At 66.7% G+C, this 22,672-nt stretch carries 23 protein-coding genes; 17 read left to right on the top strand and 6 right to left on the bottom strand.

The features are described from left to right. Positions 1 to 40: 40 nt before the first annotated feature. Positions 41 to 673, top strand: coding sequence for a CBS and ACT domain-containing protein (locus A0O31_RS02300; RefSeq protein ID WP_071676507.1), 633 nt, complete (start codon positions 41 to 43; stop codon positions 671 to 673). On the opposite strand, the gene pheA is transcribed toward A0O31_RS02300, so the two are convergent. After that, positions 670 to 1,491 carry a prephenate dehydratase gene (pheA, locus tag A0O31_RS02295; protein ID WP_071676506.1) on the bottom strand — a complete coding sequence of 274 codons (822 nt, stop codon included), beginning with the start codon at positions 1,489 to 1,491 and terminating at the stop codon, positions 670 to 672. The genes A0O31_RS02300 and pheA overlap by 4 nt on opposite strands. Before the next feature lie 50 nt (positions 1,492 to 1,541). Here pheA and A0O31_RS13485 point away from each other — a divergent pair, with 50 nt between their 5' ends. The 5 genes from A0O31_RS13485 to A0O31_RS02270 are packed head-to-tail and all read left to right on the top strand — an operon-like array spanning position 1,542 to position 5,695. Beyond that, complete coding sequence (locus tag A0O31_RS13485; protein ID WP_071676505.1) at positions 1,542 to 2,291, top strand: response regulator; 750 nt, start codon at positions 1,542 to 1,544, stop codon at positions 2,289 to 2,291. A 3-nt stretch (positions 2,292 to 2,294) separates the two neighbouring features. Beyond that, the gene (locus A0O31_RS02285) at positions 2,295 to 3,317 is read left to right on the top strand and encodes a lipid II:glycine glycyltransferase FemX (protein WP_071676504.1); all 1,023 of its coding nucleotides are present in this window, start codon (positions 2,295 to 2,297) and stop codon (positions 3,315 to 3,317) included. A gap of 46 nt (positions 3,318 to 3,363) precedes the next feature. Further along, positions 3,364 to 3,921 carry a hypothetical protein gene (locus A0O31_RS02280; protein WP_071676503.1) on the top strand — a complete coding sequence of 186 codons (558 nt, stop codon included), beginning with the start codon at positions 3,364 to 3,366 and terminating at the stop codon, positions 3,919 to 3,921. Next, on the top strand, positions 3,918 to 4,775 hold the full coding sequence (locus A0O31_RS02275) for an LptA/OstA family protein (protein WP_071676502.1): 858 nt from the start codon (positions 3,918 to 3,920) through the stop codon (positions 4,773 to 4,775). The genes A0O31_RS02280 and A0O31_RS02275 overlap by 4 nt, the downstream gene beginning before the upstream one ends. Next, positions 4,775 to 5,695: a hypothetical protein gene (locus A0O31_RS02270; protein WP_071676501.1), complete on the top strand. Its 921-nt coding sequence runs from the start codon at positions 4,775 to 4,777 to the stop codon at positions 5,693 to 5,695. Before A0O31_RS02275 ends, A0O31_RS02270 begins: the two co-directional genes overlap by 1 nt. Here A0O31_RS02270 and A0O31_RS02265 read toward each other — a convergent pair whose 3' ends face one another. Together A0O31_RS02265 and A0O31_RS02260 are read right to left on the bottom strand one after the other, a co-directional pair. After that, complete coding sequence (locus A0O31_RS02265) at positions 5,696 to 7,186, bottom strand: ABC transporter ATP-binding protein (protein WP_071676500.1); 1,491 nt, start codon at positions 7,184 to 7,186, stop codon at positions 5,696 to 5,698. Positions 7,187 to 7,240: 54 nt separating this feature from the next. Next, a complete protein-coding gene (locus tag A0O31_RS02260; RefSeq protein ID WP_071676499.1) occupies positions 7,241 to 8,365 on the bottom strand; it encodes a BMP family lipoprotein in 1,125 nt (374 codons plus the stop codon). Between the two features lie 57 nt (positions 8,366 to 8,422). On the opposite strand from A0O31_RS02260, the gene ligA reads away from it, so the two are divergent. Further along, the gene (gene ligA, locus A0O31_RS02255; protein WP_071676498.1) at positions 8,423 to 10,453 is read left to right on the top strand and encodes an NAD-dependent DNA ligase LigA; all 2,031 of its coding nucleotides are present in this window, start codon (positions 8,423 to 8,425) and stop codon (positions 10,451 to 10,453) included. On the opposite strand, the gene thyX is transcribed toward ligA, so the two are convergent. Next, positions 10,443 to 11,246, bottom strand: a complete 804-nt coding sequence (thyX, locus tag A0O31_RS02250) for an FAD-dependent thymidylate synthase (protein WP_071676497.1) — start codon at positions 11,244 to 11,246, stop codon at positions 10,443 to 10,445. The genes ligA and thyX overlap by 11 nt on opposite strands. Positions 11,247 to 11,425: 179 nt before the next feature. Between thyX and trpB the strand changes: the two genes are divergently transcribed. The 4 genes from trpB to A0O31_RS02230 all read left to right on the top strand — a co-directional run bounded on the left by trpB (position 11,426) and on the right by A0O31_RS02230 (position 15,124). After that, positions 11,426 to 12,643, top strand: a complete 1,218-nt coding sequence (trpB, locus tag A0O31_RS02245) for a tryptophan synthase subunit beta (RefSeq protein WP_071676496.1) — start codon at positions 11,426 to 11,428, stop codon at positions 12,641 to 12,643. After that, complete coding sequence (trpA, locus tag A0O31_RS02240) at positions 12,640 to 13,419, top strand: tryptophan synthase subunit alpha (protein ID WP_071676495.1); 780 nt, start codon at positions 12,640 to 12,642, stop codon at positions 13,417 to 13,419. Before trpB ends, trpA begins: the two co-directional genes overlap by 4 nt. A gap of 108 nt (positions 13,420 to 13,527) precedes the next feature. Then, positions 13,528 to 14,307: an ABC transporter ATP-binding protein gene (locus A0O31_RS02235; RefSeq protein WP_071676494.1), complete on the top strand. Its 780-nt coding sequence runs from the start codon at positions 13,528 to 13,530 to the stop codon at positions 14,305 to 14,307. After that, on the top strand, positions 14,297 to 15,124 hold the full coding sequence (locus tag A0O31_RS02230; RefSeq protein WP_071676493.1) for an ABC transporter permease: 828 nt from the start codon (positions 14,297 to 14,299) through the stop codon (positions 15,122 to 15,124). Before A0O31_RS02235 ends, A0O31_RS02230 begins: the two co-directional genes overlap by 11 nt. Here the strand turns inward: A0O31_RS02230 and mqnC are convergent. Then, positions 15,121 to 16,254 carry a cyclic dehypoxanthinyl futalosine synthase gene (mqnC, locus tag A0O31_RS02225; RefSeq protein WP_071676492.1) on the bottom strand — a complete coding sequence of 378 codons (1,134 nt, stop codon included), beginning with the start codon at positions 16,252 to 16,254 and terminating at the stop codon, positions 15,121 to 15,123. The two genes, A0O31_RS02230 and mqnC, sit on opposite strands and share 4 nt — an antisense overlap. 64 nt (positions 16,255 to 16,318) lie before the next feature. Here mqnC and A0O31_RS02220 point away from each other — a divergent pair, with 64 nt between their 5' ends. The 4 genes from A0O31_RS02220 to metG all read left to right on the top strand — a co-directional run bounded on the left by A0O31_RS02220 (position 16,319) and on the right by metG (position 19,912). Then, positions 16,319 to 16,804 carry an adenosine diphosphatase gene (locus A0O31_RS02220; protein ID WP_071676491.1) on the top strand — a complete coding sequence of 162 codons (486 nt, stop codon included), beginning with the start codon at positions 16,319 to 16,321 and terminating at the stop codon, positions 16,802 to 16,804. Then, positions 16,804 to 17,277, top strand: coding sequence for a thioredoxin-dependent thiol peroxidase (gene bcp / locus A0O31_RS02215; RefSeq protein WP_084720298.1), 474 nt, complete (start codon positions 16,804 to 16,806; stop codon positions 17,275 to 17,277). Before A0O31_RS02220 ends, bcp begins: the two co-directional genes overlap by 1 nt. Further along, positions 17,277 to 17,960, top strand: a complete 684-nt coding sequence (gene rpiA / locus A0O31_RS02210) for a ribose-5-phosphate isomerase RpiA (RefSeq protein ID WP_071676489.1) — start codon at positions 17,277 to 17,279, stop codon at positions 17,958 to 17,960. The genes bcp and rpiA overlap by 1 nt, the downstream gene beginning before the upstream one ends. A gap of 98 nt (positions 17,961 to 18,058) precedes the next feature. Beyond that, positions 18,059 to 19,912: a methionine--tRNA ligase gene (gene metG, locus A0O31_RS02205; protein ID WP_071677899.1), complete on the top strand. Its 1,854-nt coding sequence runs from the start codon at positions 18,059 to 18,061 to the stop codon at positions 19,910 to 19,912. Positions 19,913 to 19,954: 42 nt separating this feature from the next. On the opposite strand, the gene A0O31_RS02200 is transcribed toward metG, so the two are convergent. Beyond that, entirely contained in the window at positions 19,955 to 21,274 is a 1,320-nt protein-coding gene (locus tag A0O31_RS02200) for a S41 family peptidase (protein WP_071677898.1), read from the bottom strand. Between the two features lie 77 nt (positions 21,275 to 21,351). Between A0O31_RS02200 and ftsE the strand changes: the two genes are divergently transcribed. After that, complete coding sequence (gene ftsE / locus A0O31_RS02195; RefSeq protein WP_071676488.1) at positions 21,352 to 22,080, top strand: cell division ATP-binding protein FtsE; 729 nt, start codon at positions 21,352 to 21,354, stop codon at positions 22,078 to 22,080. Then, positions 22,077 to 22,637 (top strand): ribosome hibernation-promoting factor, HPF/YfiA family, encoded by a 561-nt coding sequence (gene hpf, locus A0O31_RS02190; RefSeq protein ID WP_071676487.1) that lies wholly within the window; start codon positions 22,077 to 22,079, stop codon positions 22,635 to 22,637. The genes ftsE and hpf overlap by 4 nt, the downstream gene beginning before the upstream one ends. Positions 22,638 to 22,672 lie beyond the last annotated feature (35 nt).

Below are 22,672 nucleotides of genomic sequence, written 5' to 3'. Positions count from 1 at the left end.
TTTGTCCTTGGGGTAAGCTGGGGATGAGAGGAGGTTAAAGATGCTGGTCCGCGACTGGATGACCAAGGACCCCCTTACCGTAAGCCCCGACACCCCCGTATTGGAGGCCATCAACCTGTTGAAGCACAAGGGCTTCCGGCGCCTGCCCGTGGTGAAGGAGGGGAAGCTTGTGGGCCTTGTCACCGACAAGGACCTCAAGGACGCCATGCCCTCCAAGGCCACCACCCTCTCGGTGTGGGAGATGAACTACCTCCTCTCCAAGCTCACCGTGGAGGAGGTGATGGCCAAGCCCGTGGTCACAGTGGGGGCGGACGAGCCTTTGGAGAAGGCGGCCCTCATCATGGAGGAGCGGAAAATTGGGGGACTTCCGGTGATGGAGGGTGCGAAGTTGGTGGGCATCATCACCGTGACCGATGTGCTCCGGGCCTTCATTGAGGTGCTGGGTCTTAAGCTGGGGGGGCTGCGCATCACCGTGGACATCCCCGATGTCCCCGGGGCCCTGGCCCAGATGGCCCAGGCGGTGCCCCCAGCCAACATCGTTTCCATCGCCACCGCCGCCCACCTCCAGGGCTACCAGCGCTTGGTGATGCGGGTGGTGGGGGAGGATGTGGAGGGAGTGCCGAAGCGGCTGCAGGCCGCCGGGGAAAGGGTGGTGGACGTCCGCCCGGGCTAGGTGCCGTTTTTGTAAGCGGGGTAAGAGCCCAGGACCTTTAGGAAGGCCGCCCGGCGCAGGAGGCCCAAAAGGGCCTGGGAGGGCCCGGGGTCTTCCAGGTGCCCTTCCAGGTCCAGGTAGAAGAGGTAGCTAAAGGGTTTGTCCCGCCGGGGCCGGGACTCCAGTTTGGTGAGGTTCACCCCGGCCTCGGCGAAGACCTGCAAGGCCTCCAAAAGCCCTCCGGGGCGGTGGCGCACGGCGAAGACGATGCTCGTCTTGTGGGGTTCTTCTCCCCTCGGCGCCTCCTCGCGACCGATGACGAAGAAGCGGGTGTAGTTGTGGGGGTAGTCCTCAATGTTCTCCGCCAGGATGGCGAGGCCATAGAGCTCCGCCGCCCGCCTCGAGGCGATGGCCCCCACCCCGGGTTCAGGGCTTTCCGCCAAGGCCCTCGCTGCCCCGGCGGTGTCATACACGGGGATGGGGGTGAGGCGGAGCCGGGCCAGGAAGCCATCGCACTGGGCTAGGGCCTGGGGGTGGCTTTTCACCGCCCGGAGGTCTTTGAGCTCGGTGCCCTTAGGGGCCAGGAGGCAGTGCTCCACCCGGTGGACGATCTCCCCCACCACGTGGAGGTCGCTTTCCAGGAGGAGGTCGTAGGTTTGGTTGATGCTGCCGGCGGTGGTGTTTTCCACGGGCACCACGCCCAGCTCCGCCTCCCCCGTTTCCACCGCCTCAAAGACCTGATGAAAGGTGGGGAAGCCCACGGGGGTGGCGCCGGGGAAGGTTTTGAGGAGGGCCTCTTCGCTGTACGCCCCTTCGGTGCCCTGGAAGGCAATCCTCATGCCTTCCATGGTACAAGCACCCTGGACAAGGGAAAAAGGGCTGGCGTAGCATGGCCTTCGTGGCGCGGCTTCTCGTGGTGGACGATGACCCCCGCATCCGCCACCTCCTCGAGGTGGTCCTTTCCGGCTCGGGCCACGAGGTGGTCCTGGCGGTTTCAGCCAAGGAAGCCTTGGAGTTTTTGCGGAGGGAAACCCCTGACCTCATCCTTTTGGACATCATGATGCCGGACATGGACGGCCTTACCCTTCTAGGCCGCATCCGGGCCGTGCGCCGCTTGAGCCGGGTGCCCGTCATCATGTTCACCGGAGGGGGAAAGGAGCTGGAGGGCCCAAGCCGGGCCTTGGGGGCGGACCTCTTCCTGGAAAAGCCCATCAGCGGACGCCGGCTCAAGCAGGCGGTGGAAAGCCTCCTCTCCCGGGAGGGCTACCTCCTCCCCGGGGGCGAGCGGGTGGGCACCTTGGCGGAGGTGGGGGAGAGGCTACGGCAGGCCCTGCCGGAGGAGGAGCGCTTCCGCCTCCTTTGGCGCAAGGGGCAAAGCCGCCGCGCCCTCCTCGCCAACCTGGTGGCCAAGGGCTGGACCGAGGCCCTTTTGCGCCGTCTGGTGCCGGGGGAGTACGACCTTTACGATATCCTGGGCCACCTGGCCTACGGCTGGCCCCTCGTTTCCCTAAAGGAGCGGGCCGCCCGGGCAGGGGACCCTCGTTTTGCCCCGCTTCTCCAGGAGTACCTGAAGGCGGGGCGCCTCCCCTTGGAGGGGGACGGCCTCTTGGAGGAGCTGGCGGAAACCCTTTACGCTTAAGGGATGGCCGAGCTAGCGGAGGTTCACGAACCCGAGGCCTGGAACCGGCTGGTTTCGGGCCTCCCCATCACGAGCGCCCTGCAGTCCTTTGGCTGGGGGGAGGTGAAGCGGCTTTCCGGCTGGGAGCCCAAGCGCTTTGCCGTGTACGAGGGGGATAGGCTTTTGGGGGCGGCCCAGGTCCTCCTAAAACGCCTGCCCGGTGGGCTGCATCTGGCCTACGCCCCCAGGGGCCCGGCCCTAGGGCGCCTTGTGGACCTCCCCCAGGTGGCCCGGGCCCTGGCCAAAGGGGTGAGGGGCACCCACCTCGTCCTGGAGCCGGAGGCGGGCCTTTCGGCGGAGGAGGCGCCCCCCGCCTTTGCCGGCCTTTTGCCGGAGGAACCCATCCAGCCCGGCTACTCCCTTTGGCTGGACCTCACCCAGGGGGAAGAGGCTCTCCTCAAGGGCATGAAGGAGATGCACCGCCGCAACGCCCGCCTGGCGCAGAAGCGCACCGAACTCCTCGTGGCGGGGGAGGAGGCCTTCCCCGAGTTCTTTCGCCTCTTTGAGGAAACGAACCGGCGGGCGAAGCTCTTGCAACATTCGGAAGCGTACTACCGGGCGGTCCTAAGGGAGATGAACCAGCCTTTGGGGGAAGCCTTCATCGCTTTGGCCCTCAAGGAGGGCGAGCCCTTGGCGGCGGGGCTTTTCGTGGGATTTGCCGGAAAGGTGGATTACCTCTACGGGGGAAGTAGCCGCCACCACCCCGAGGCCAAGGCCCCCATGGGCATGCACCTTATGGCCATCCGCCACGGCATCGCCCAGGGTTACCGCATCTACGACCTGTGGGGCGTCCCCCGGACCCCTGAAGGGAGCCACGCCGAGGGGATTTGGCGCTTCAAGGAGGGATTTGGCGGGAAGAGGGTGCAGTTTCCCGCCTACACCCTGCCCCTTTCCCCCCTCTACCGCCCTTTGAAAGCCCTGCTCCGCCTGCGCAAGACCTGGGTGAACCTAAGGGTGCGGGGAAACCCGCGGGATGTTCTGGGGTGAAGGCCCCTGTCATCTTTCTCAAGGGTATTCCCTTAGGGTAAGGGACGTGGCGCGGTACCTCCTCCCCCTCGCCCTTTTCCTCCCTCTTCTCCTCTTCCTTTGGCTGCGCCCCGGGCCTGCCGCGCCTCCCCCGGTCCCGGGGGTGCGCCTTCAGGGGGTGGAGTTTTGGCTCTTCCCCGAGGAGGAGGGGGTGCAATGGCGCTTCCGGGCGGAGGAGATGGTGGAGGAGGGGGGGGTGTTCCGCATCCGGGGGGGGCTTCTCGGGGAGCGGTACGTGGAGGGGCGTCTGGACCTTAGGCTCAAGGCGCCCGAGGTGGTGGTGGAGCCTGGGGACAACCTGCGCGCCCCCTACGCCGAGGTGGAGATCCTAAAGGGTTGCTACCGCCTGGCCCTTTCCGCCCCGGGCAAGGGGGAGGTCCTCATCCGGCAGAAGGAGGGCTTCTTCGCCCCCTGGGTGCGAATAGAGGCCCCAAACCTAAGGGGCGAGGCGGAGGCTTTCCGCTCGGACTTCGCCTTGGAGCGCCTCGAGGCGCAAAACCCCCGGTTCTCTTTCCCCGCCGGGGGAAGCTTTGGTCCTTGCACCGTGGAAGGAGGTAGCTCGTGAAAAAAGCGTGGGTGTTGGCCCTACTCGGTTTGGCGCTGGCGGCTTCCAATGTGCGGGTTATCCAGGTGGAAGGGGGCAGGCTTTCGGGGGACCTGCGCTATGGTCCCTGGACCTTTGAGGGGGAGGTGAGGGGGCGGGTTAAGGACCTCACCATCCAGGCCCCCAAGGCCACCCTCACCGCCCCCAAGGGCAAGACCATGCAGGAGGCGGAAGGGGAAAGGGAGGCCCGCTTTGAAGGGGGCGTGGTGGTGCGCCGGGGCCGGGTGGAGGCCCGGGGGCCCGTCTTGGTCTACCGGGAGAAGACGGGGGAGGGGGAGCTCTTGGGGCCTGCCCGCATGCGCCAGGAGCCCAAGCCCGGGGAGGACCCCGTGGAGGTGGAGGCGGGCCGCATGGCCTTCCAGGTGGACACGGACACCTCCACGAGCGAAAACGCCCTCCTCAAAAGCGGCAACCAGGAGGGGCGGGCGGGCTTCGTCTACTACGAGGAGGAAAGGGGCCTCGCCGTTTTCACGGACGCCAAGGAGGTGGTCCTCACCCGCAAGCGCCGGGACGGGGACCTGGTCATCCGGGCCAAGGAGGTGCGGAGCCTCACCGGCCCCAAGCGCCTCATCGCCACGGGGGGGGTGCGCCTGGTGGACGGGGACCTGGTCACGGTGGGGGATAGCCTCTACTACGACGACACCACGGGGGAGGCCATCGTCTTGGGAAGGCCGGCGTTGAGCGAGAACAAGAAGGAGGGCTTCAAGCTTTCCGGAAGCACCCTCCTCCACAACGTGAACCGCCACCAGGTGCGGGTCTACGGCCGGGCCTTCCGGCTGCCCACCGAGGAGTTTAAGAAGCTCGGGGAGAAGTGATGCGCCCTTTCCTCCTGGGCCTCGCCCTGGCCCTCCTTCTCGCCCTGGCCCAGGAGGCCTTCCGCCCCGAGGTGGAGCTCGTCCGCAAGGAAAAGAAGGTGGTGGCCTGGGTGAGCGGGGAGGAGGATAGCCTCTTCTACGCCGACTACGGGGACCTCCTGGTGGGGGAGTTGGAGGCGTTGGGCGAGACCCAGGTGACGGTGGGGGGGCGGGCCTTTTTCCGCGACGGGGGAAGCGCTGTGGAGGAGGGGCTTCGGGTGGGGGACCGGGTGGAGGCCGCCTACAACCCCGACCTCACCCGGGAGGGGCTTCCCCACCTCCTTCGCCTGCGCCGGGCGGGGGAGGGGAAGGGGGAGAGGTACCTCCGCCTCGTCCTCTTTGACCCTAGGGGGGTGGAGGTGCGCCTGGGCGAAGCGGTGCGGGCCTCGGGGCCCTTGGCCGTGGTGGAGCGGGGAAGCGAGGAGACCCTTTCCCTTTCTGGGGGAAACGCCCGGTACCTGGAGGAGGAGGGGCGCCTCGAGGCCAACCCCGTTCCCGGGGAGGTCTACGTGGAGGAGGGCGCCACCCGGGTAAAGGGGAGGAGGCTTCGCTACCAAAACGATACCGGCGAGGCCCTTTTGGAAGGCCCCCTAGAGGTTAAGCGGGAGGGGGAAAAGCCCCTTTCGGGCAAGGCGGAACGCCTCCGCTACCTTCTGGACGAGGAGGCCCTTTGGCTATTTGGGGTGGAGTTCGTCCAAGGCGGGCGCACCACCAAAGCGGACAGGGCCTTGGTGCGGGAGAAGGAGGGCTTCGCCTACCTCTTCGGGAACGTGGAAAGCCGGGACGAGAAGGGCTTCGTCCGGGGGGAAAGGGTGCGCTACGCCCTGGAGAAGGGCGAGGTGGTGGTCCTGGGGCAGGTGGCGGGGGAGTTCCGGGAGTAGCTAGGCGGGGATGCCCGCCATGAGGAGGCCAAGGCGCTCCTCCGTGGCCTCCTCCGGGGAGAGCTCCCCCACGATCCTCCCCTCGTACATGACGAGGATGCGGTCGGCGAGGTTTAGCACCTCGGAGAGGTCGGCGGAAACCAGAAGCACCCCCATCCCCTGGTCCCGGGCTTCCACGAGGCGTTGGTGGATGAACTCAATGGCCCCCACGTCCACTCCCCGGGTGGGCTGGGCGGCGATGAGGAGGCGGGGCTTCCTCAGAAGCTCCCTGCCCACCACGATCTTCTGCTGGTTGCCCCCGGAGAAGCGCCTGGCGGAAAGCTCCGTGGACCGGGGCCGCACGTCAAACCCCTCCACCAGGGCCTGGGCGTGGGCTTCCATCGCGTCGCCGTCCAGAAAGCCCAAAAAGCCCCGGAAGGGGGGCCTGTGCTGGTCGCCCAGGATGGCGTTTTCCCGCACGGAGAAGTCCAACACGAGGCCCCGGGCATGCCGGTCCTCGGGGACGTGGCTTATGCCCAGTTCCCGCACCGCCCGGGCCAGGGTGGGAAGGGGCTTGCCCAGGTAGCGGGCCACCCCCTGGTGGCGGCGGAGGCCGGTTAGGGCTTCCACCAGCTCGGTCTGGCCGTTCCCCTCTACCCCGGCGATGCCCACGATCTCCCCCGCCCGCACCTGGAAGCTCACCCCCTTGAGCCGGGGCGGGGCGGCGAAGTTTTCCAGCTCTAAGACCACCTCGCCGGGCCTGGCCGGGCCCTTTTGCACCCGTAGGACCACCTCCCTCCCCACCATCATCCGGGCGAGGGCCTCCAGGGAGGTTTCCGGGGTGCGCACCGTGCCCACCACCTTCCCGTCCCGGATCACCGTGACCCGGTCGGAAACGGCCAGCACCTCCTTGAGCTTGTGGCTGATGAAGATGGCGGCGTTGCCCTGGGCCACGTAGGCCCTGAGGAAGCGGAAAAGCTCCTCCGCCTCCTGGGGGGTGAGGACGGCGGTGGGCTCGTCCAGGATGAGGATTTTGGCCTCACGGTAAAGGGCCTTGAGGATCTCCACCCGTTGTTGCAGGCCCACGGGAAGGTTTTCAATGCGCTCGTCCAGGGGAACCTGGAAGCCGAGCTCCTCCATGAGGCGTTGGGCGCGCTTCCTTGCGGCCTCGAGGTCCAGGTAAAGGGGGCTTCCGGGCTCCAGGCCCAGGACCAGGTTTTCCAAGACCGTAAAGGGTTCCACCAGCATGAAGTGCTGGTGCACCATACCGATGCCGGCGGCGATGGCGTCCAGGGGGCTTCTCGGCCGGTAGGGCCTGCCGTCCACCCACATCTCCCCCTCGTCCGGGGGCTGGAGGCCGTAGACGATCTTCATGAGGGTGGACTTTCCCGCCCCGTTTTCCCCCACCAGGGCCAGGACCTCGCCCCACTCCAGGTCCAAGGAGATGTGGTCGTTGGCGAGGACCAGGGGGAAGCGCTTGGTGATGTCCTTAAGGACCAGGGCCTTCTTCACGGGAGGAGTATACAAAAAGCCGGGGGCAAGCCCCGGCTCGCAAGTCCCCCCGCCTTAGCGGGTTTCCGGCACCTTGAGCTGGCCCTTGATGATCTGCTGCTTGAGCACTTCCAACCGGCTCACCACGCCCGCCGGAATCAGGGCCTTGTTGTACTCGTCCAGGGCGTAACCTACCCCGTTGTTGCTCAAGCCGAACTCCCGCACCCCGCCCTTGAAGCTCTTCTGCACCACGCTCTTGATGACCTCGTAAGTGGCCACGTCCACCCGCTTCATCATGGAGGTGAGGCCGTGGTTGAGGGTGGCGGGGTTGTTGTCCGTGTCGCCCAGGTAGTTCTGGTTGGCGTCCACGCCGATGAAGAAGAGGGGCGTGGCCTTGGTGCCGTCGGTGCCACAGGCCCGGGTGTAGTCGGCGTACTTGGCCACCTTGGCGTAGGGGTCCGCCTTGCGCACGAAGCGGACGTTGCCGCCCTCCTTGAGGCACTTGGTCTGCTTCACGTAGTCAATGAGCCCGAGCCCCGACCCACCGGCGGCGGCGTAGATGATGTCGGCGCCCTGGCGCACCTGGGCGGCGGCGATCTCCTTGGCCTTGGCGGGGTCGTTCCAGGCGGCGGGGGTGTTCCCCACGTAGCCCACCAGGACCTTGCCCTGGATCTTGTCCTCCTTGAAGGCGTACTCCGCCCCGGCGCGGAAGCCCGCCTCAAACTTGTGGATGAGGGGGATGTCCATGCCGCCGATGAAGCCCACCACCCCGGTGCGGCTCAGCTTGCCGGCGATGTAGCCCACCAGGAAGCTCCCCTCGTGCTCGCGGAACACGAGCCCCACGGCGTTGGCCAGCTTCCCCTCCCCGGGCACGGCGTCAATCACGGCGAACCTCACCCTGGGGAACTCCCTGGCCGTGGCGGTGATGGCGGGCTCGTTGGCGAAGCCCACGCCGATCACCAGGTCAAAGCCCTCCTCGGCGAAGGTGCGGATGCCCTGCCCCACCTGGGAGGGGTCGGCGGGCTCAAAGTCAAAGAGCCTTACCCCAAAGTCCTTGGCCGCCTTCTGCGCCCCTTCCCAGGCGGACTGGTTGAAGGAGCGGTCAAACTTGCCGCCGGCGTCAAAGGCGATGCCCACCCGCACCTGGGCCAGGCTTAGGCCCAGGGCCAGAACCCCAAGAAGCGCCAGTACACGTTTCATGCTCACCTCCTACGGCTATTCGCCAGGGGCTATTATACCCAGCGGTAAACTCAGGGCATGACCTTGGAGGAAGCGAGGAGGCGGATCAACGAGCTTCGGGACCTCATCCGCTACCACAACTACCGCTACTATGTCCTAGCGGACCCCGAGATTTCCGACGCCGAGTACGACCGGCTTCTTCGGGAACTCAAGGAGCTGGAGGAGCGCTTTCCCGAGCTCAAAAGCCCCGACTCCCCCACGGAGCAGGTGGGGGCGAGGCCCCTCGAGGCCACCTTCCGCCCCGTCCGCCACCCAAGCCGCATGTACTCCCTGGACAACGCCTTCAACCATGAGGAGCTGCAAGCCTTTGAGGAGCGGATAGAGCGCGCCTTAGGCCGCAAGGGGCCTTTTGTGTACACCGTGGAGCACAAGGTGGACGGGCTTTCCGTGAACCTCTACTACGAGGAGGGGGTCTTGGTCTGGGGCGCCACCCGGGGGGATGGGGAGGTAGGGGAGGAGGTGACGCAGAACCTCCTCACCATCCCCACCCTTCCCCGAAGGCTTAAGGGGGTGCCGGAGCGCCTGGAGGTGCGGGGGGAGGTCTACATGCCCATAGAGGCCTTCCTTCGCCTCAACGAGGAGTTGGAGGAGGCGGGGGAGAAGGTGTTCAAGAACCCCCGGAACGCCGCCGCCGGCTCCTTGCGGCAGAAGGACCCCCGCATCACCGCCAAGCGGGGCCTGAGGGCCACCTTTTACGCCCTGGGGCTGGGTTTGGAGGAAAGCGGCGTAAAGACCCAGTACGACCTCCTCCTGTGGCTTAAGGAGAAGGGCTTCCCCGTGGAGCACGGCTTCGCCCGGGCCGTGGGCGCAGATGGGGTGGAGCGGGTCTACCAGGACTGGCTCAGGGAGAGGCGCGCCCTTCCCTTTGAGGCGGACGGGGTGGTGGTGAAACTGGACGAGCTCGCCCTTTGGCGGGAACTGGGCTACACCGCCCGCGCCCCCCGCTACGCCATCGCCTACAAGTTCCCGGCGGAGGAGAAGGAAACGCGGCTTCTGGAGGTGGTCTTCCAGGTGGGGCGCACGGGGCGGGTGACCCCGGTGGGCATCCTGGAACCCGTCTTTATTGAGGGGAGTGAGGTCTCCCGGGTCACCTTGCACAACGAGAGCTACATAGAGGAGTTGGACATCCGCATCGGGGACCACGTCCTGGTCCACAAGGCGGGAGGGGTCATCCCCGAGGTCCTGAGGGTTCTCAAGGAGAAGCGGACCGGGGCGGAAAGGCCCATCCTTTGGCCGGAAAGCTGCCCGGAGTGCGGCCACCGTTTGGTGAAGGAGGGCAAGGTCCACCGCTGTCCCAACCCCTTGTGCCCCGCCAAGCGCTTTGAGGCCATCCGACACTACGCCTCCCGCAAGGCCATGGACATCCAGGGCCTGGGGGAAAAGCTCATTGAAAAGCTTTTGGAAAAGGGGCTTATCCAGGACGTGGCCGACCTTTACCGCCTCAGGAAGGAAGATCTGGTGGGCTTAGAGCGCATGGGGGAGAAGAGCGCAGAGAACCTCCTCCGCCAGATAGAGGAGAGCAAGCACCGGGGCCTGGAGCGCCTCCTCTATGCCCTAGGGCTTCCCGGGGTGGGGGAGGTCTTGGCCCGCAACCTGGCCGCCCGCTTCGGCACCATGGACCGCCTCCTCGAGGCCACCCTGGAAGAGCTTTTGGAGGTGGAGGAGGTGGGGGAGCTCACCGCCCGGGGGATTTGGGAAACCCTCCAGGACCCCGCCTTCCGCCACCTGGTGCGCCGCCTGAAGGAGGCGGGGGTGGAGATGGAGGCCAAGGAACGGGGCGGGGAGGCCCTGAAAGGGCTTACCTTTGTCATCACCGGCGAGCTTTCCCGTCCCCGGGAAGAGGTGAAGGCCCTGTTGCGGCGCCTCGGGGCCAAGGTCACGGACTCGGTGAGCCGCAAGACCAGTTACGTGGTGGTGGGGGAAAACCCCGGGAGCAAGCTGGAAAAGGCCCGCGCCCTGGGGGTACCCACCCTTACCGAGGAAGAGCTTTTCCGGCTCATCGCTGAAACCACGGGCCAGGCCCCCGAGGCGCTTCTGGCTAAGCCTTAGGGCCGAAAATCTTTTCCAAAGCCTCCTTGAGCCGGGAACCGGAAAGGCCCAAGGCCCCGAGGGCCTTCTCGTAAAGCTCCGGGGTCAGGAGCCCCTCCAGGGCCTTGAGCTCGGTGCGGGAGAGGGTCGCCCCGTGGAGGACGTGCTCCTCAAAGGAGGCCCAGGCCAGGGGCACATGGGCCTTGACGATCTCGGCGATGGCCTTGGCGTACTCCCGGATCTCCCACTGGGCGTCGGGGCTTAGGCGGAGCTTGAGGAAGTGGAAGAGGTTGTGGAGGTCCTGCTTCCAGTAGAACTCCGTGTAGAGGTTGAGGGGGAGGACCAGGCGGGCCATCTCCCGGGCCACCCCCTTTTCCAAGAGCTTCTCGTAGACCCGGTAGGCTTCCCGTTCCGCTTCCCGGAGGAGGGCCAGGGCCTCCTCGTCGGCGAGTTCCCCTTCCGAGCCCTGCTTGTTCCTTTTGGCCTGGCGGCGGAAGGCGTTTGGCTCGTAGAACTCGTCCTTAAGGACCGAGTAGCGCCCGGAGATCTCGTTGACGCTCGCCGTGCGGTGGCGGAACCACTGGCGCACCACGAAAAGGGGGGCCTTGACGTGGAACTTGAACTCCACCATCTCAAAGGGGCTCGTGTGCCGGTGGCGCATGAGGTAGTCAATGAGGGCGGCGTCCTCCCGCACCGTCCTGGTCCCCTCCCCGTAGGAAACCCGGGCCGCCTGGACGATGGCCCGGTCGTCCCCCATGACGTCCACCAGGCGCACGAAGCCTTTGTCCAACACGGGGATGGCGTCCCCTTCCATGTTCCCCAGTCTACTTGCAGGGCGGGGCAAGACCCTCTACCCTAGGCCTATGCGGGTAAGAACCCCCTTCGCCTTCAAAAGGAAGCACGGGCGCTACCGAGGCCCTGGCCTTTTCCCTGTCGGTTTAAGGCGATAGGATAAATGGGCTTTGGGCGCTTGGCGCCTTTTGGAGAGTGAAGATGCTACGCTTGCCGGATTTTCCCCTGCCTGACCCCCGGGGGCGGTTTGGCCCCTATGGGGGGCGGTACGTTCCCGAAACCCTCATCCCCGCCCTGGAAGAGGTGGAGGCCGCCTACCTCCAGGCCAAAAAGGACCCCGCTTTCCTGGAAGAACTGGAGCACTACCTAAAGACCTTCGCCGGCCGGCCCACGCCCCTTTTCCACGCCAAGCGGCTTTCGGCGTACTGGGGCGGGGCCCAGGTTTACCTGAAGCGGGAGGACCTTCTGCACACGGGGGCCCACAAGATCAACAACACCCTGGGCCAGGCCCTCCTCGCCCGGCGCATGGGGAAAAGGCGGGTCATCGCCGAAACGGGGGCGGGGCAGCACGGGGTTTCCGTGGCCACGGTGGCCGCCCTTTTTGGCATGGAGTGCGTGGTCTACATGGGGGAGGAGGACGTGCGGCGCCAGGCCCTAAACGTCTTCCGCATGAAGCTCCTCGGGGCCGAGGTGCGCCCAGTGGCGGCGGGAAGCCGCACGCTCAAGGACGCCACCAACGAGGCCATCCGGGACTGGATCACCCACGTGCGCACCACCTTTTACATCCTGGGTTCCGTGGTGGGCCCCCACCCTTACCCCATGATGGTGCGGGACTTCCAGAGCGTCATCGGAGAGGAGGTGAAGCGGCAAAGCCTGGAGGCCTTCGGCCGCTACCCCGATGCCCTCATTGCCGCCGTGGGGGGCGGGTCCAACGCCATCGGGCTTTTCGCCCCCTTCGCCTACCTGCCCGAGGGGGAAAGGCCCCGCCTTATCGGGGTGGAGGCCGCGGGGGAGGGCCTTGCCAGCGGGCGGCACGCCGCCAGCATCGGGGCAGGGAAGCGGGGGGTCTTGCACGGGAGCTACATGTACCTCCTCTACGACCACGACGGGCAGATCACCCCGGCCCACTCCGTTTCCGCCGGCCTGGACTACCCGGGGGTGGGGCCGGAGCATAGCTACTACGCCGATATGGGCATCGCCGAGTACGCCAGCGTCACCGACGAGGAGGCCTTGGAGGGCTTTAAGCTCTTGGCCCGCCTCGAGGGCATCATCCCCGCCCTGGAGTCCGCCCACGCCATCGCCCACGCCGCCAAGGTGGTGCCGGAGATGGGGAAGGACCAGGTGGTGGTCATCAACCTCTCGGGCCGGGGGGACAAGGACGTGACCGAGGCCATGCGCCTCCTGGGAGGGGAGCTATGACCACGCAGGAGGCCTTCGCCAAGGCCAGGGGGGAGGGGCGGGCTGCCCTCATCCCCTACCTCACCGCCGGCTTTCCCAGCCGGGAGGGCTTTTTGGAGGCGGTGAAGGAGGTCCTCCCCCTGGCCGACCTCTTGGAGATCGGCCTGCCCTACTCTGACCCCCTCGGGGACGGCCCCGTGATCCAGCGGGCCAGCGAGGTGGCCCTGAGGAAGGGGATGAGCGTCCAGGGGGTCTTGGAGCTGGTGAAGGAGGTGCGGGCCCTCACGGATAAGCCCCTCTTCCTCATGACCTACCTGAACCCTATCCTGGCCTGGGGGCCGGAACGCTTCTTTAGCCTCTTTCAGCAGGCGGGGGCCACGGGGCTCATCCTGCCCGACCTCCCCCCCGACGAGGACCCCGCCCTGGTGCGCCTCGCCCAGGAAATCGGTCTGGAAACGGTCTTCCTCCTCGCCCCCACCTCCACGGAAAGGAGGATAGAAACCGTGGTCCGCTACGCCACGGGCTTCGTCTACGCCGTTTCCGTCACCGGGGTCACGGGGGAGCGGGAGCGCCTGCCCGAGGAGGTGCGGGACCTGGTGGGCCGCATCAAGGCCAAGACCTCTTTGCCCGTGGCCGTGGGCTTTGGCGTGTCCAGCCGGGCCACCGCCGCCCAGGCGGCGGTGGCGGACGGGGTGGTGGTGGGGAGCGCCCTCATCCGGGCCTTGGAAAGGGGGGAGCCCCTAAGCTCCCTCCTGGCCGAGATTCGGGAGGGGCTCTACCCGAAAGAGCCGGTCTGAGACTTGCGCCCGAGGGCCCGCCCTGGTACCTTGGAGGGTACCCGGGTTTCCCGCTAGCCTCCTTCGCTGGTGCGCTAGTTTCAGGGGTTACCCCTTAAGGAGGCGTGCGTGTGGGCCATTGAAGTAGAAAACCTTTCCAAGGTATTCCGCAAGACCACCTTCGGCCGTAGGCAGGAGGAGTGGGCCCTGAAAGGGGTTTCCTTCCGGGTGGCGGAAGGGGAGACCTACGCCCTCTTGGGGCCCAACGGTTCCGGCAAGTCCACCTTGATCCGCATCCTTTCCACCTTGCTCGTGCCCGATGCCGGTCGGGTGCGCATCCTGGGCTATCCCTTGCCCGAGGGGGAACGGCGGGTGCGGGAAAGGATTGGCCGGGTGAGCGTGGACGCCGCCTTTTACAAGAAACTCTCCCCCCGGGAAAACCTCCTCTTCGCCGCCCAGCTTTACGGCATCTCCCCCAAGGAGGCGGAGCGGCGGGCCATGGCCATCTTGGAGCGGCTTGGCTTGGAAACCCGGCGCTTTGACGACCCCCTAGAGGAGATGAGCCGGGGTATGCAACAGAAGGTGGCCATCGCCCGCGCCCTCCTCATCCGCCCGCCCCTCCTCCTCCTGGACGAGCCCACCACGGGCCTAGACCCGCGAAGCCGCCGGGACGTGCAGGGTTTCCTGGAGGAACTCAGGCGGGAGGAGGGCACCACCCTCCTCCTCACCACCCACGACATGGCCGAGGCGGAGCGCCTGGCCCACCGGGTGGGCTTCCTGGTGCGGGGAAGGCTGGTGGCGGAGGGGACGGTGGAGGAGCTTAAGGCCATGGCCGGGGCTGGGAACCTGGAGGAAGCCTTCTTGCGAATGACGGGGGAAGGCCTCGAGGAGGGAACCGATGCTTCGTAGGTATCTCTTGCCCATGTGGGCTTTTGTCTTCCGCGACTTCCACCTGACGCGGCGCTACTTCTCCTGGGTGGTGGTCTTCACCTTTTACACCATCGTCAACGCCGCCACCATCGCCCTCATCGGGGTGGCCCAGGGGGATTTCCGCCTCACCCTCACTTTGATCTTAGGAGCGCTCCTTTGGAGCTACCTTTCCGCCATGTACCAGGAGATCGCCAACTCCATCGCCTACGAGCGTTGGGAGGGCACCCTGGAGTACACCTTCATGGCCCCGGTGTCCCGCCTGGTCCACCTTTTGGGGGTGAGCCTCTTCGCCACCTTCTACAGCGTGGTGCGCACCGGGGTGATCCTGTTGGGTCTGGCACTTTTCGTGGATCTGGACCTTGCCGGGGCCAACCTTTGGGGGGTGTTGGTGGTGCTTTTGGTGGGGAGCCTGGCCTTCATGGGCCTAGGGCTCATGGCCGCCATCCTGCCGGTGATGAGCCCAGAAAACGGGGCCCAGGCCACCAACATCCTCCAGGGGGTCTTGCTCTTGGTGTCCGGCATCTACTACCCGGTTTCCGTCTTGCCCACCTGGCTCCAGCCCTTGGCCTACATCTCCCCCGCCACCTACGCCCTCGAGGCCAGCCGCAAGCTCCTGGGCATCCAGCACCCGGACTCCGCCCCCGGCCACCTGGTAGGGGCCCCCTTGGGGGCGGTGCTCCCGGAGCTCGTGGTCCTCCTCCTCATGGGGGTTGCCTTCATCCCCTTGGGCCTTTGGGTGTTCGGTCTGGCGGAGCGCTGGGCCAAGCGCACCGGAAAGCTCAAGCGCACGGGCTAGGCCAGGGGTAGCTCCAGGGGCTCGGGCTCCCTCAGGATGGCCTCGGGGTCGGGGTAGCGGAGGATGCGGTAAAGGGGGTCCCGCTCCGCCGGCCTAAAGCCCGCATCCACGATGTGGCGCACGATCTGGCGCACCGTGGCGTGGGTGCGGCCGTGCCCCCCAGCGGCCGAGACCACGTTCTCCTCCAGCATGGTGCTCCCGAAGTCGTCTGCCCCGTAGTAGAGGGCGGCCTGGGCCACCTTGAAGCCCAGGGTGGGCCAGGAGGCTTGGAAGTGGGCGAAGTTGTCCAGGGCGAGCCGGGCGATGCTCAAGGTCTTCAGGTACTCGTGGGCCGTGGCCCCGGGCGCCTTGCCCTTGAGGCGGGTGTGTTCCACCTGTAACGTCCAAAGGGCGAAGGCGGCAAAGCCGTTTTTGTAGCGCTCCTGGGCCCGATCCTGCTGGGCGCGGAGGCCGAGGAGGTGGGCGGTGCGCTCCTTGGTGCCTTCCCCAAACCCGATCACCATGCTGGCCAGGGTGTAGAGGCCCAGGGCCTGGGCGGCATCCACGATGCGGTACCAGTCCGCTGTCTTGATGCGGGCGGGGGCCGCTTTGTGCCGCACCTCGTCCACCAGGATCTCCGCCCCCGCCCCCGGCATCCCGTCCAGCCCCGCCGCTTTGAGCTTTTCCAGGATGGCCTCGGCCCTAAGGCCCGTGAGGCGCTCCAGGCCCAGGATCTCCTCGGGGCTAAAGGCGTCAATCCGGAGGTCGGGGAACCGTTCCTTGAGGTAGCGGAGGAGGTCCAGGTACCACTCCAGGGGGAGGTCGGGGTTCACCCCGCCCTGCATGAGGATGCGCCTTCCCCCCACCTGGTAGAGTTCCTCCACCTTCCTGGCGATCTCCTCGTAGCTTAGGGTGTAGGCGTCCTTCTGGCGTTTGGTGCGGTAGAAGGCGCAGAAGGCGCAGGCCACGGTGCAGACGTTGGTGTAGTTGATGTTGCGGTCTATGAGGAAGGTGACCACCTCGGGGTCGGTCTTCTTGAGCCGCACCTCGTGGGCGGCGGCGGCCAGTTCGGGAAGGGGGAGGTCAAAGAGGGCGAGGACCTCCCTTTCCGAAAGCCTCTCCCCGGCCACGGCCTTCTCCAGGACGTCCATGCCCCCTATGCTACACCGGAGAGCCCCCCGGCATGGGGGCCTGGCCCACGGGTACAATGGCCCCATGGAGCTCAAGCTCATCCCCATTGAAAAGCCGGACAACCTGAACGTGATCCTGGGCCAGGCCCACTTCATCAAGACCGTGGAGGACCTGCACGAGGCCTTGGTGACCGCCGTGCCCGGCATCCAGTTCGGCCTCGCCTTCTCCGAGGCGAGCGGCAAGCGCCTCATCCGCCGTTCGGGCACGAACGAGGGCTTGGTGGAGCTGGCGGTGAAAAACCTCCTGAACCTGGCGGCGGGGCACACCTTCCTCATCGTCCTGGGGGAGGGGTTTTTCCCCATCAACGTCCTCCATGCGGTGAAGGCCTGCCCCGAGGTGGTGCGCATCTTCGCCGCCACCGCCAACCCCCTCAAGGTGGTGGTGGCGGAGGAAGGGGAGCAGCGGGCCATCCTGGGGGTGATGGACGGGTTTAAGCCCCTCGGGGTGGAGGACGAGGCCGAGGTGGCCTGGCGCAAGGACCTCCTCCGCCGCTTCGGCTACAAGCTATAATGCCCGCCATGGAAGGCACCCTAGCCCCCGATTTCGCCCTTCCCGACCAGGAGGGCCGCATCCACCGCCTTTCCGATTACCGCGGCCAGTGGGTGGTCCTCTACTTCTACCCCAAGGACGACACCCCGGGGTGCACCAAGGAGGCCTGCGGCTTCCGCGACCACATGGGAAGCCTGCAGGCCCTGGGGGCGGTGGTCCTCGGGGTCTCCGCCGACGACGTGGAAAGCCACAAGCGCTTCGCCGAGAAGTACGGCCTCAACTTTCCCCTCCTCGCCGACCCCGAGCGCCAGGCTATTGCCCTTTACGGGGCCTGGGGGAAGAAGAACCTCTACGGCAAGGAGGTGGAAGGGGTCTTGCGCCAGACCTTCCTCATTGACCCCGAGGGGAGGGTCGCCAAGGTGTGGCGCAAGGTTTCCCCCGAGGGGCACGCCCTCGAGGTGGCGGAGGCCCTGAAGGCCCTAAGGGGAAGCTGATGGAACGCCCCCTGGAAAGCTACAAGAAGGAGGCGGCCCACGCCGCCGTGGCCTACGTGCAGGACGGGATGGTGGTGGGCCTGGGCACCGGCTCCACCGCCCGCTACGCCGTTTTGGAGCTCGCCCGCCGCCTGAGGGAAGGGGAGCTTAAGGGGGTGGTGGGGGTGCCCACCTCCCGGGCCACGGAGGAGCTCGCCCGCAGGGAAGGAATCCCCCTGGTGGACCTTCCCCCCGAAGGGGTGGACCTGGCCATTGACGGGGCGGACGAGATCGCCCCGGGCCTCCTCCTCATCAAGGGCATGGGGGGGGCGCTTCTCCGGGAGAAGATTGTGGAGCGCACGGCCAAGGAGTTCATCGTCATCGCCGACCACACCAAGAAGGTGCCCGTCCTGGGCCGGGGGCCCGTCCCCGTGGAGATCGTCCCCTTCGGCTACCGGGCTACGCTAAGGGCCATCGCCGAGCTTGGAGGGGAGCCTGAAGTCCGCATGGACGGGGACGAGTTCTACTTCACCGATGGGGGCCACCTCATCGCCGACTGCCGCTTTGGGCCCATCGGGGACCCCTTGGGCCTCCACCGGGCGCTTTTGGAGATCCCCGGGGTGGTGGAAACCGGGCTTTTCCTGGGCCTCGCCACCCGCGCCCTGGTGGCGGGGCCTTTGGGGGTGGAAGAGCTTCTGCCCTAGGGTGTAAACTCCTTCCCATGAAGGGCATGCCCCGGCGCTAGGGCGGGAGGCCATCCCGCCCGGGGCGCATGCCCCGGTTTTTTCTTGGAGGAGGGCGCATGGAGAAGGTCTTTTACATCACCACCCCCATCTACTACGTGAACGCCGAGCCCCACCTGGGCCACGCCTACACCACGGTGGTGGCGGACTTCCTGGCCCGCTGGCACCGCCTGGACGGCTACCGGACCTTTTTCCTCACCGGCACGGACGAGCACGGGGAGACCGTCTTCCGGGCGGCGGAGCGGGCGGGGGAGGACCCCAAGGCCTTCGTGGACCGGGTTTCCGAGCGCTTCCGCAGGGCCTGGGAGCTTCTCGGCATCGCCTACGATGACTTCATCCGCACCACGGAGGAGCGGCACAAGCGGGTGGTGCAGCAGGTTCTGCAGAAGGTCTACGAGGCCGGGGACATCTACTACGGGGAGTACGAGGGGCTTTACTGCGTTTCCTGCGAGCGGTTTTACACGGAGAAGGAGCTCGTGGAGGGGCTTTGCCCCATCCACGGCCGCCCCGTGGAGCGGAGGAAGGAGGGGAACTACTTCTTCCGCATGGAGAAGTACCGGGAGTGGCTTATCGGCTACCTCCAGGACCACCCCGACCTCATCCGTCCCGAGGGCTACCGGAACGAGGTCTTGTCCATGCTCTCCGAGCCCATCGGGGACCTTTCCATCTCCCGGCCCAAGGCCCGGGTCCCCTGGGGCATCCCCCTGCCCTGGGACGAGGACCACGTGACCTACGTGTGGTTTGACGCCCTCCTGAACTACGTGTCCGCCCTGGGCTACCCCGATGGGGAGCGCTTCCAGACCTTCTGGCCCCACGCCTGGCACCTCATCGGCAAGGACATCCTGAAGCCCCACGCCGTCTTCTGGCCCACCATGCTCAAGGCGGCGGGTATCCCCATGTACCGCCACCTGAACGTGGGGGGGTTTTTGCTGGGGCCCGACGGCCGCAAGATGAGCAAGACCCTGGGGAACGTGGTGGACCCCTTCTCCCTGGCGGAGCGCTACGGCAAGGACGCCCTGCGCTACTACCTCCTGCGGGAGATCCCCTACGGCCAGGACACCCCGGTGAGCGAGGAAGCCTTAAGGGTCCGGTACGAGGCGGATCTGGCGGACGACCTGGGCAACCTGGTCCAGCGTACCCGGGCCATGCTCTTCCGCTTCGCCGAAGGGCGCATCCCGAGGCCCGTGGCGGGGGAGGAGCTCGCCTACGGTACGGAGCTTGCCGGGAGGCTTCGGGGCCTTGTGCGGGAGCTCAAGTTCCACGTGGCCCTGGAGGAGGCCATGGCCTACGTGAAGGCCTTGAACCGCTACATCAACGAGAAGAAGCCCTGGGAACTCTACAAGGCGGACAAGGAGGCGGCCCAGGCGGTGCTCTACCGGGTGGTGGAGGGCCTAAGGATCGCCTCCATCCTCCTCACCCCGGCCATGCCCGGGAAGATGGCGGAGCTTAGGCGGGCCCTGGGGCTTAAGGAGCCTGGGAGCCTCGAGGAGGCGGAGGCGTGGGGCCTGGCAGCGCCCCTCCCCCTCCCCGAGGAGGCCCCGGTCCTTTTCCCCAAAGAGGCCAGACCCCCAAAGAAGGAGGAAAGCGTGGAAAGGATCACCATAGAGGACTTCGCCAAGGTGGAACTCCGGGTGGCGGAGGTGGTGGCGGCGGAGAAGCACCCGAACGCCGACAAGCTCCTGGTCCTCCGCCTTTCGCTGGGGAAGGAGGAGCGCACCGTGGTTTCGGGCATCGCCCAGTGGTACCGGCCCGAGGAGCTTGTGGGCAAGAAGGTGGTGCTGGTGGCGAACCTCAAGCCCGCCAAGCTCCGGGGCATAGAAAGCCAGGGCATGATCCTGGCGGCCCAGGAGGGGGAGAAGCTCGCCTTGGTCACGGTGGAGGGGGATATCCCCCCGGGGGCGGTGGTGAAGTAGAAGGGGGGCCGGGGCTTTAGCCCCGGCCCCAAATCGTAGGGGCTACCGGTTCAACTCCTCCAGGGCCCGCTTGAGGATGGCGTCGTTTTCGGGGTCCAAGACCGCCTGGCCCCGCTCCTCGGGGAGAGGCCGCTGGCGCTGGGGTTCGGCGTAGGTGAACTTGCCCTCGGCGTCCGCCTTCACCTTCACGGTCTTCCCGTTGAGGGTGACGCTCACTTCCGCCCCCGGCGGGGCCCCGGCCCCTTGGAAGGAGAAGGGGGTGGGGAAGCGGGTGTCCTTGACCTCAACGTCGGGCTTTAGGCCCTCCTGGTTGATGGCGCGGCGCTTGGGGGTGAGCCACTCAAAGGTGACCAGGGTGAGCTCCCCGCCGTTGGCCAGGGTGTAGGGGGTCTGGCCCACGCCCTTGCCGAAGGTCTTCTCCCCGATGACCTTGGCCCGCCCGTAGTCCTGGAGGGCCCCGGCCACGATCTCGCTGGCGCTGGCGGAGTTGCCGTTCACCAAGACCACCATGGGGCCATCCCAAAGGGGCCTTCCCGAGGCCTCGCACCAAACCCGGGTGAGGTTCTTGGTGCGGGTGTAGACGATGGGGCCCTCTTTCAGGAAGGCGCTCGCCACGGCGCACCCCTGGTCCAGGAGGCCACCCCCATTGTCCCTTAGGTCAAAGATGAGCTTCTTGACCCCCTGGGCCTTCAGGTCCTCAACGGCCTTCTTGAGCTGGTCCTCCACCTTGAAGTTGGCGAAGGTTTCCAGGGCGATGTAGCCCACGTCGCCGATTTTGCCGGTGGAAACCGAGATAATCTCCACCTTCTCCCGGATGAGCTCAAAGACCAAGGGGGCCGGCACCCCTTCCCGGCGCACCTTGATGGTGACCTTGGTCCCCTCCCGGCCGCGGATGCGGGCCACCACCTCCTGCAAGGGCAGGCCGGTCACGTCCTCCCCGTCCACCTCGAGGATCACATCCCCCGCCCGCATCCCCGCCCGCTGGGCGGGAAGGCCCTTCATGACCCCCTCAATCCTCGCCCCGGTGCCGTCGGGGTTGGCGGGGCTTAGGGTGGCCCCGATGCCGTAGAACTCGCCCCTAAGGTCCTCCTGGCGCAGGCTTGCCCGCTGGGGCGGGGAGTAGCTGGTGAAGGGGTCCTTTAGGGCGGCCACCATGCCGCCGATGGCCCCTTCCAGGAGGGCGTTGAGCCTCTCCTTGGGCAGGGTTTCCAGGTAGTCCTGCTGAATCCGCTGGTAAACCTCCAGGAGGGCCTGGCCGTTGGGGTTTTGCAGGAGGCTTTCCGCCTGGGGCCTGGGAAGCTGGGCGTAGACCAGGGCGAGGAGCACCCCGATCCCGGCGATGAACCACGCGCGTTTTTTCATCTTCTCCCTCACCTAGCCTCCACTATAGCGCCCTTCCATGAGAAGCAACCGTGGCCCGCCTCCCGTATAGTGGGGGCATGATCGCCTTCCACCGGGTGGGTCTGGAGTACCCCCGCACGGGGACCAAGGCGCTTTACAACGTGAACCTCGAGGTGAAGAAAGGGGAGTTCGTCTACGTGGTGGGGCACTCGGGGGCGGGGAAGTCCACCCTCCTCTCCCTCATCTTGCGGCGGCTCCTTCCCACCCAGGGAGCGGTCTACTTCGCCGGCCAGAACCTGAAAAGCCTCCGGGGCGACCAGGTGGCCCTCCACCGCCGGCGCATCGGCATGGTCTTCCAGGACCACCGCCTCCTTTCCGACCTAACCGTGGAGGAGAACCTGGCCTTCGTCCTGGAGGTGCAGGGCGTGCCCCGCAAGGAATGGCCTGAGCGCATCGCCACCGCCCTTCGCCGGGTAGGGCTTGCCCACAAGAAGCGGGCCTTTCCCGAGGAGCTTTCCGTGGGGGAGGCCCAGCGGGTGGCCATCGCCCGCGCCCTCCTCCTGGATCCCCCCGTGATCCTGGCGGACGAGCCCACAGGCAACCTGGACCTGGAAAACGCCCTCCAGGTCCTGGACATCCTCAAGGCCGCCCACAGCCGCGGGGCCACGGTGGTGGTGGCCACCCATAGCCGCGAGCTTCTGGAGGCCTATCCCGCCCGGGTGGTGGTCCTCAAGGCGGGCCAGGTGGTGCGGGACGAGCGTCCCGGGGAAGGTGGTAGCATAAGGGTAAGGGAAAGCCCTGACCGGGGCGGAAAGGAGGGCACATGAACGTCTACAAGCTCATCGGCCGCAACCTGGAGATCACCGACGCCATCCGGGAGTATGTGGAAAGGAAGCTCTCCCGCCTGGACCGCTACCAGAACGGGGAGCTCATGGCCAAGGTGGTCCTCTCCTTGGCGGCGAGCCCCCATGTGGAAAGGAAGGCCAAGGCCGAGGTGCAGGTGGACCTCCCCGGGGGGCTGGTGCGGGTGGAGGAGGAGGACCCGGACCTCTACGCCGCCATTGACCGGATGGTGGACCGTTTGGAAACCCAGCTCAAGCGCTTCAGGGAGCGGCGCTTCATCGGTAAGCGCCACTCCTACCAGGGCCCTCCTCCTCCCGAGGTGCGGGACCTCGAGGCCCTGCGCAAGCCCGAGGAGGAGGAAGGCCCCAGGATCGTGCGGGTGAAGCGCTTTGAGATGAAGCCCATGTCCCCCGAGGAGGCCGCCTTCCAGATGGAGGCCTTGGGGCACGACTTCTTCGTCTTCCGCAACGCCGAAACCGAGGAGATCAACGTCATCTACCGCCGCAAGGACGGGAACTACGGGCTCATTGAGCCCGCCTGAAAGCCCACCCGCCCCGCCCTGGGAAGCCCCGGGGC

Origin of the sequence: Thermus brockianus (genome assembly GCF_001880325.1) — a bacterium.
Taxonomy (GTDB): Bacteria; Deinococcota; Deinococci; order Deinococcales; family Thermaceae; genus Thermus; species Thermus brockianus.
This window is presented reverse-complemented; position numbering and strand designations above follow the sequence as displayed.

Coding starts and splice junctions, on each gene's coding strand:
- A0O31_RS02300 (WP_071676507.1), top strand. CDS start 41: ATGCTGGTCCGCGACTGGATGACCAAGGACCCCCTTACCGTAAGCCCC.
- pheA (WP_071676506.1), bottom strand. CDS start 1,491: ATGAGGATTGCCTTCCAGGGCACCGAAGGGGCGTACAGCGAAGAGGCC.
- A0O31_RS13485 (WP_071676505.1), top strand. CDS start 1,542: ATGGCCTTCGTGGCGCGGCTTCTCGTGGTGGACGATGACCCCCGCATC.
- A0O31_RS02285 (WP_071676504.1), top strand. CDS start 2,295: ATGGCCGAGCTAGCGGAGGTTCACGAACCCGAGGCCTGGAACCGGCTG.
- A0O31_RS02270 (WP_071676501.1), top strand. CDS start 4,775: ATGCGCCCTTTCCTCCTGGGCCTCGCCCTGGCCCTCCTTCTCGCCCTG.
- A0O31_RS02260 (WP_071676499.1), bottom strand. CDS start 8,365: ATGAAACGTGTACTGGCGCTTCTTGGGGTTCTGGCCCTGGGCCTAAGC.
- ligA (WP_071676498.1), top strand. CDS start 8,423: ATGACCTTGGAGGAAGCGAGGAGGCGGATCAACGAGCTTCGGGACCTC.
- thyX (WP_071676497.1), bottom strand. CDS start 11,246: ATGGAAGGGGACGCCATCCCCGTGTTGGACAAAGGCTTCGTGCGCCTG.
- trpB (WP_071676496.1), top strand. CDS start 11,426: ATGCTACGCTTGCCGGATTTTCCCCTGCCTGACCCCCGGGGGCGGTTT.
- trpA (WP_071676495.1), top strand. CDS start 12,640: ATGACCACGCAGGAGGCCTTCGCCAAGGCCAGGGGGGAGGGGCGGGCT.
- A0O31_RS02230 (WP_071676493.1), top strand. CDS start 14,297: ATGCTTCGTAGGTATCTCTTGCCCATGTGGGCTTTTGTCTTCCGCGAC.
- mqnC (WP_071676492.1), bottom strand. CDS start 16,254: ATGGACGTCCTGGAGAAGGCCGTGGCCGGGGAGAGGCTTTCGGAAAGG.
- A0O31_RS02220 (WP_071676491.1), top strand. CDS start 16,319: ATGGAGCTCAAGCTCATCCCCATTGAAAAGCCGGACAACCTGAACGTG.
- bcp (WP_084720298.1), top strand. CDS start 16,804: ATGCCCGCCATGGAAGGCACCCTAGCCCCCGATTTCGCCCTTCCCGAC.
- rpiA (WP_071676489.1), top strand. CDS start 17,277: ATGGAACGCCCCCTGGAAAGCTACAAGAAGGAGGCGGCCCACGCCGCC.
- metG (WP_071677899.1), top strand. CDS start 18,059: ATGGAGAAGGTCTTTTACATCACCACCCCCATCTACTACGTGAACGCC.
- A0O31_RS02200 (WP_071677898.1), bottom strand. CDS start 21,274: ATGAAAAAACGCGCGTGGTTCATCGCCGGGATCGGGGTGCTCCTCGCC.
- ftsE (WP_071676488.1), top strand. CDS start 21,352: ATGATCGCCTTCCACCGGGTGGGTCTGGAGTACCCCCGCACGGGGACC.
- hpf (WP_071676487.1), top strand. CDS start 22,077: ATGAACGTCTACAAGCTCATCGGCCGCAACCTGGAGATCACCGACGCC.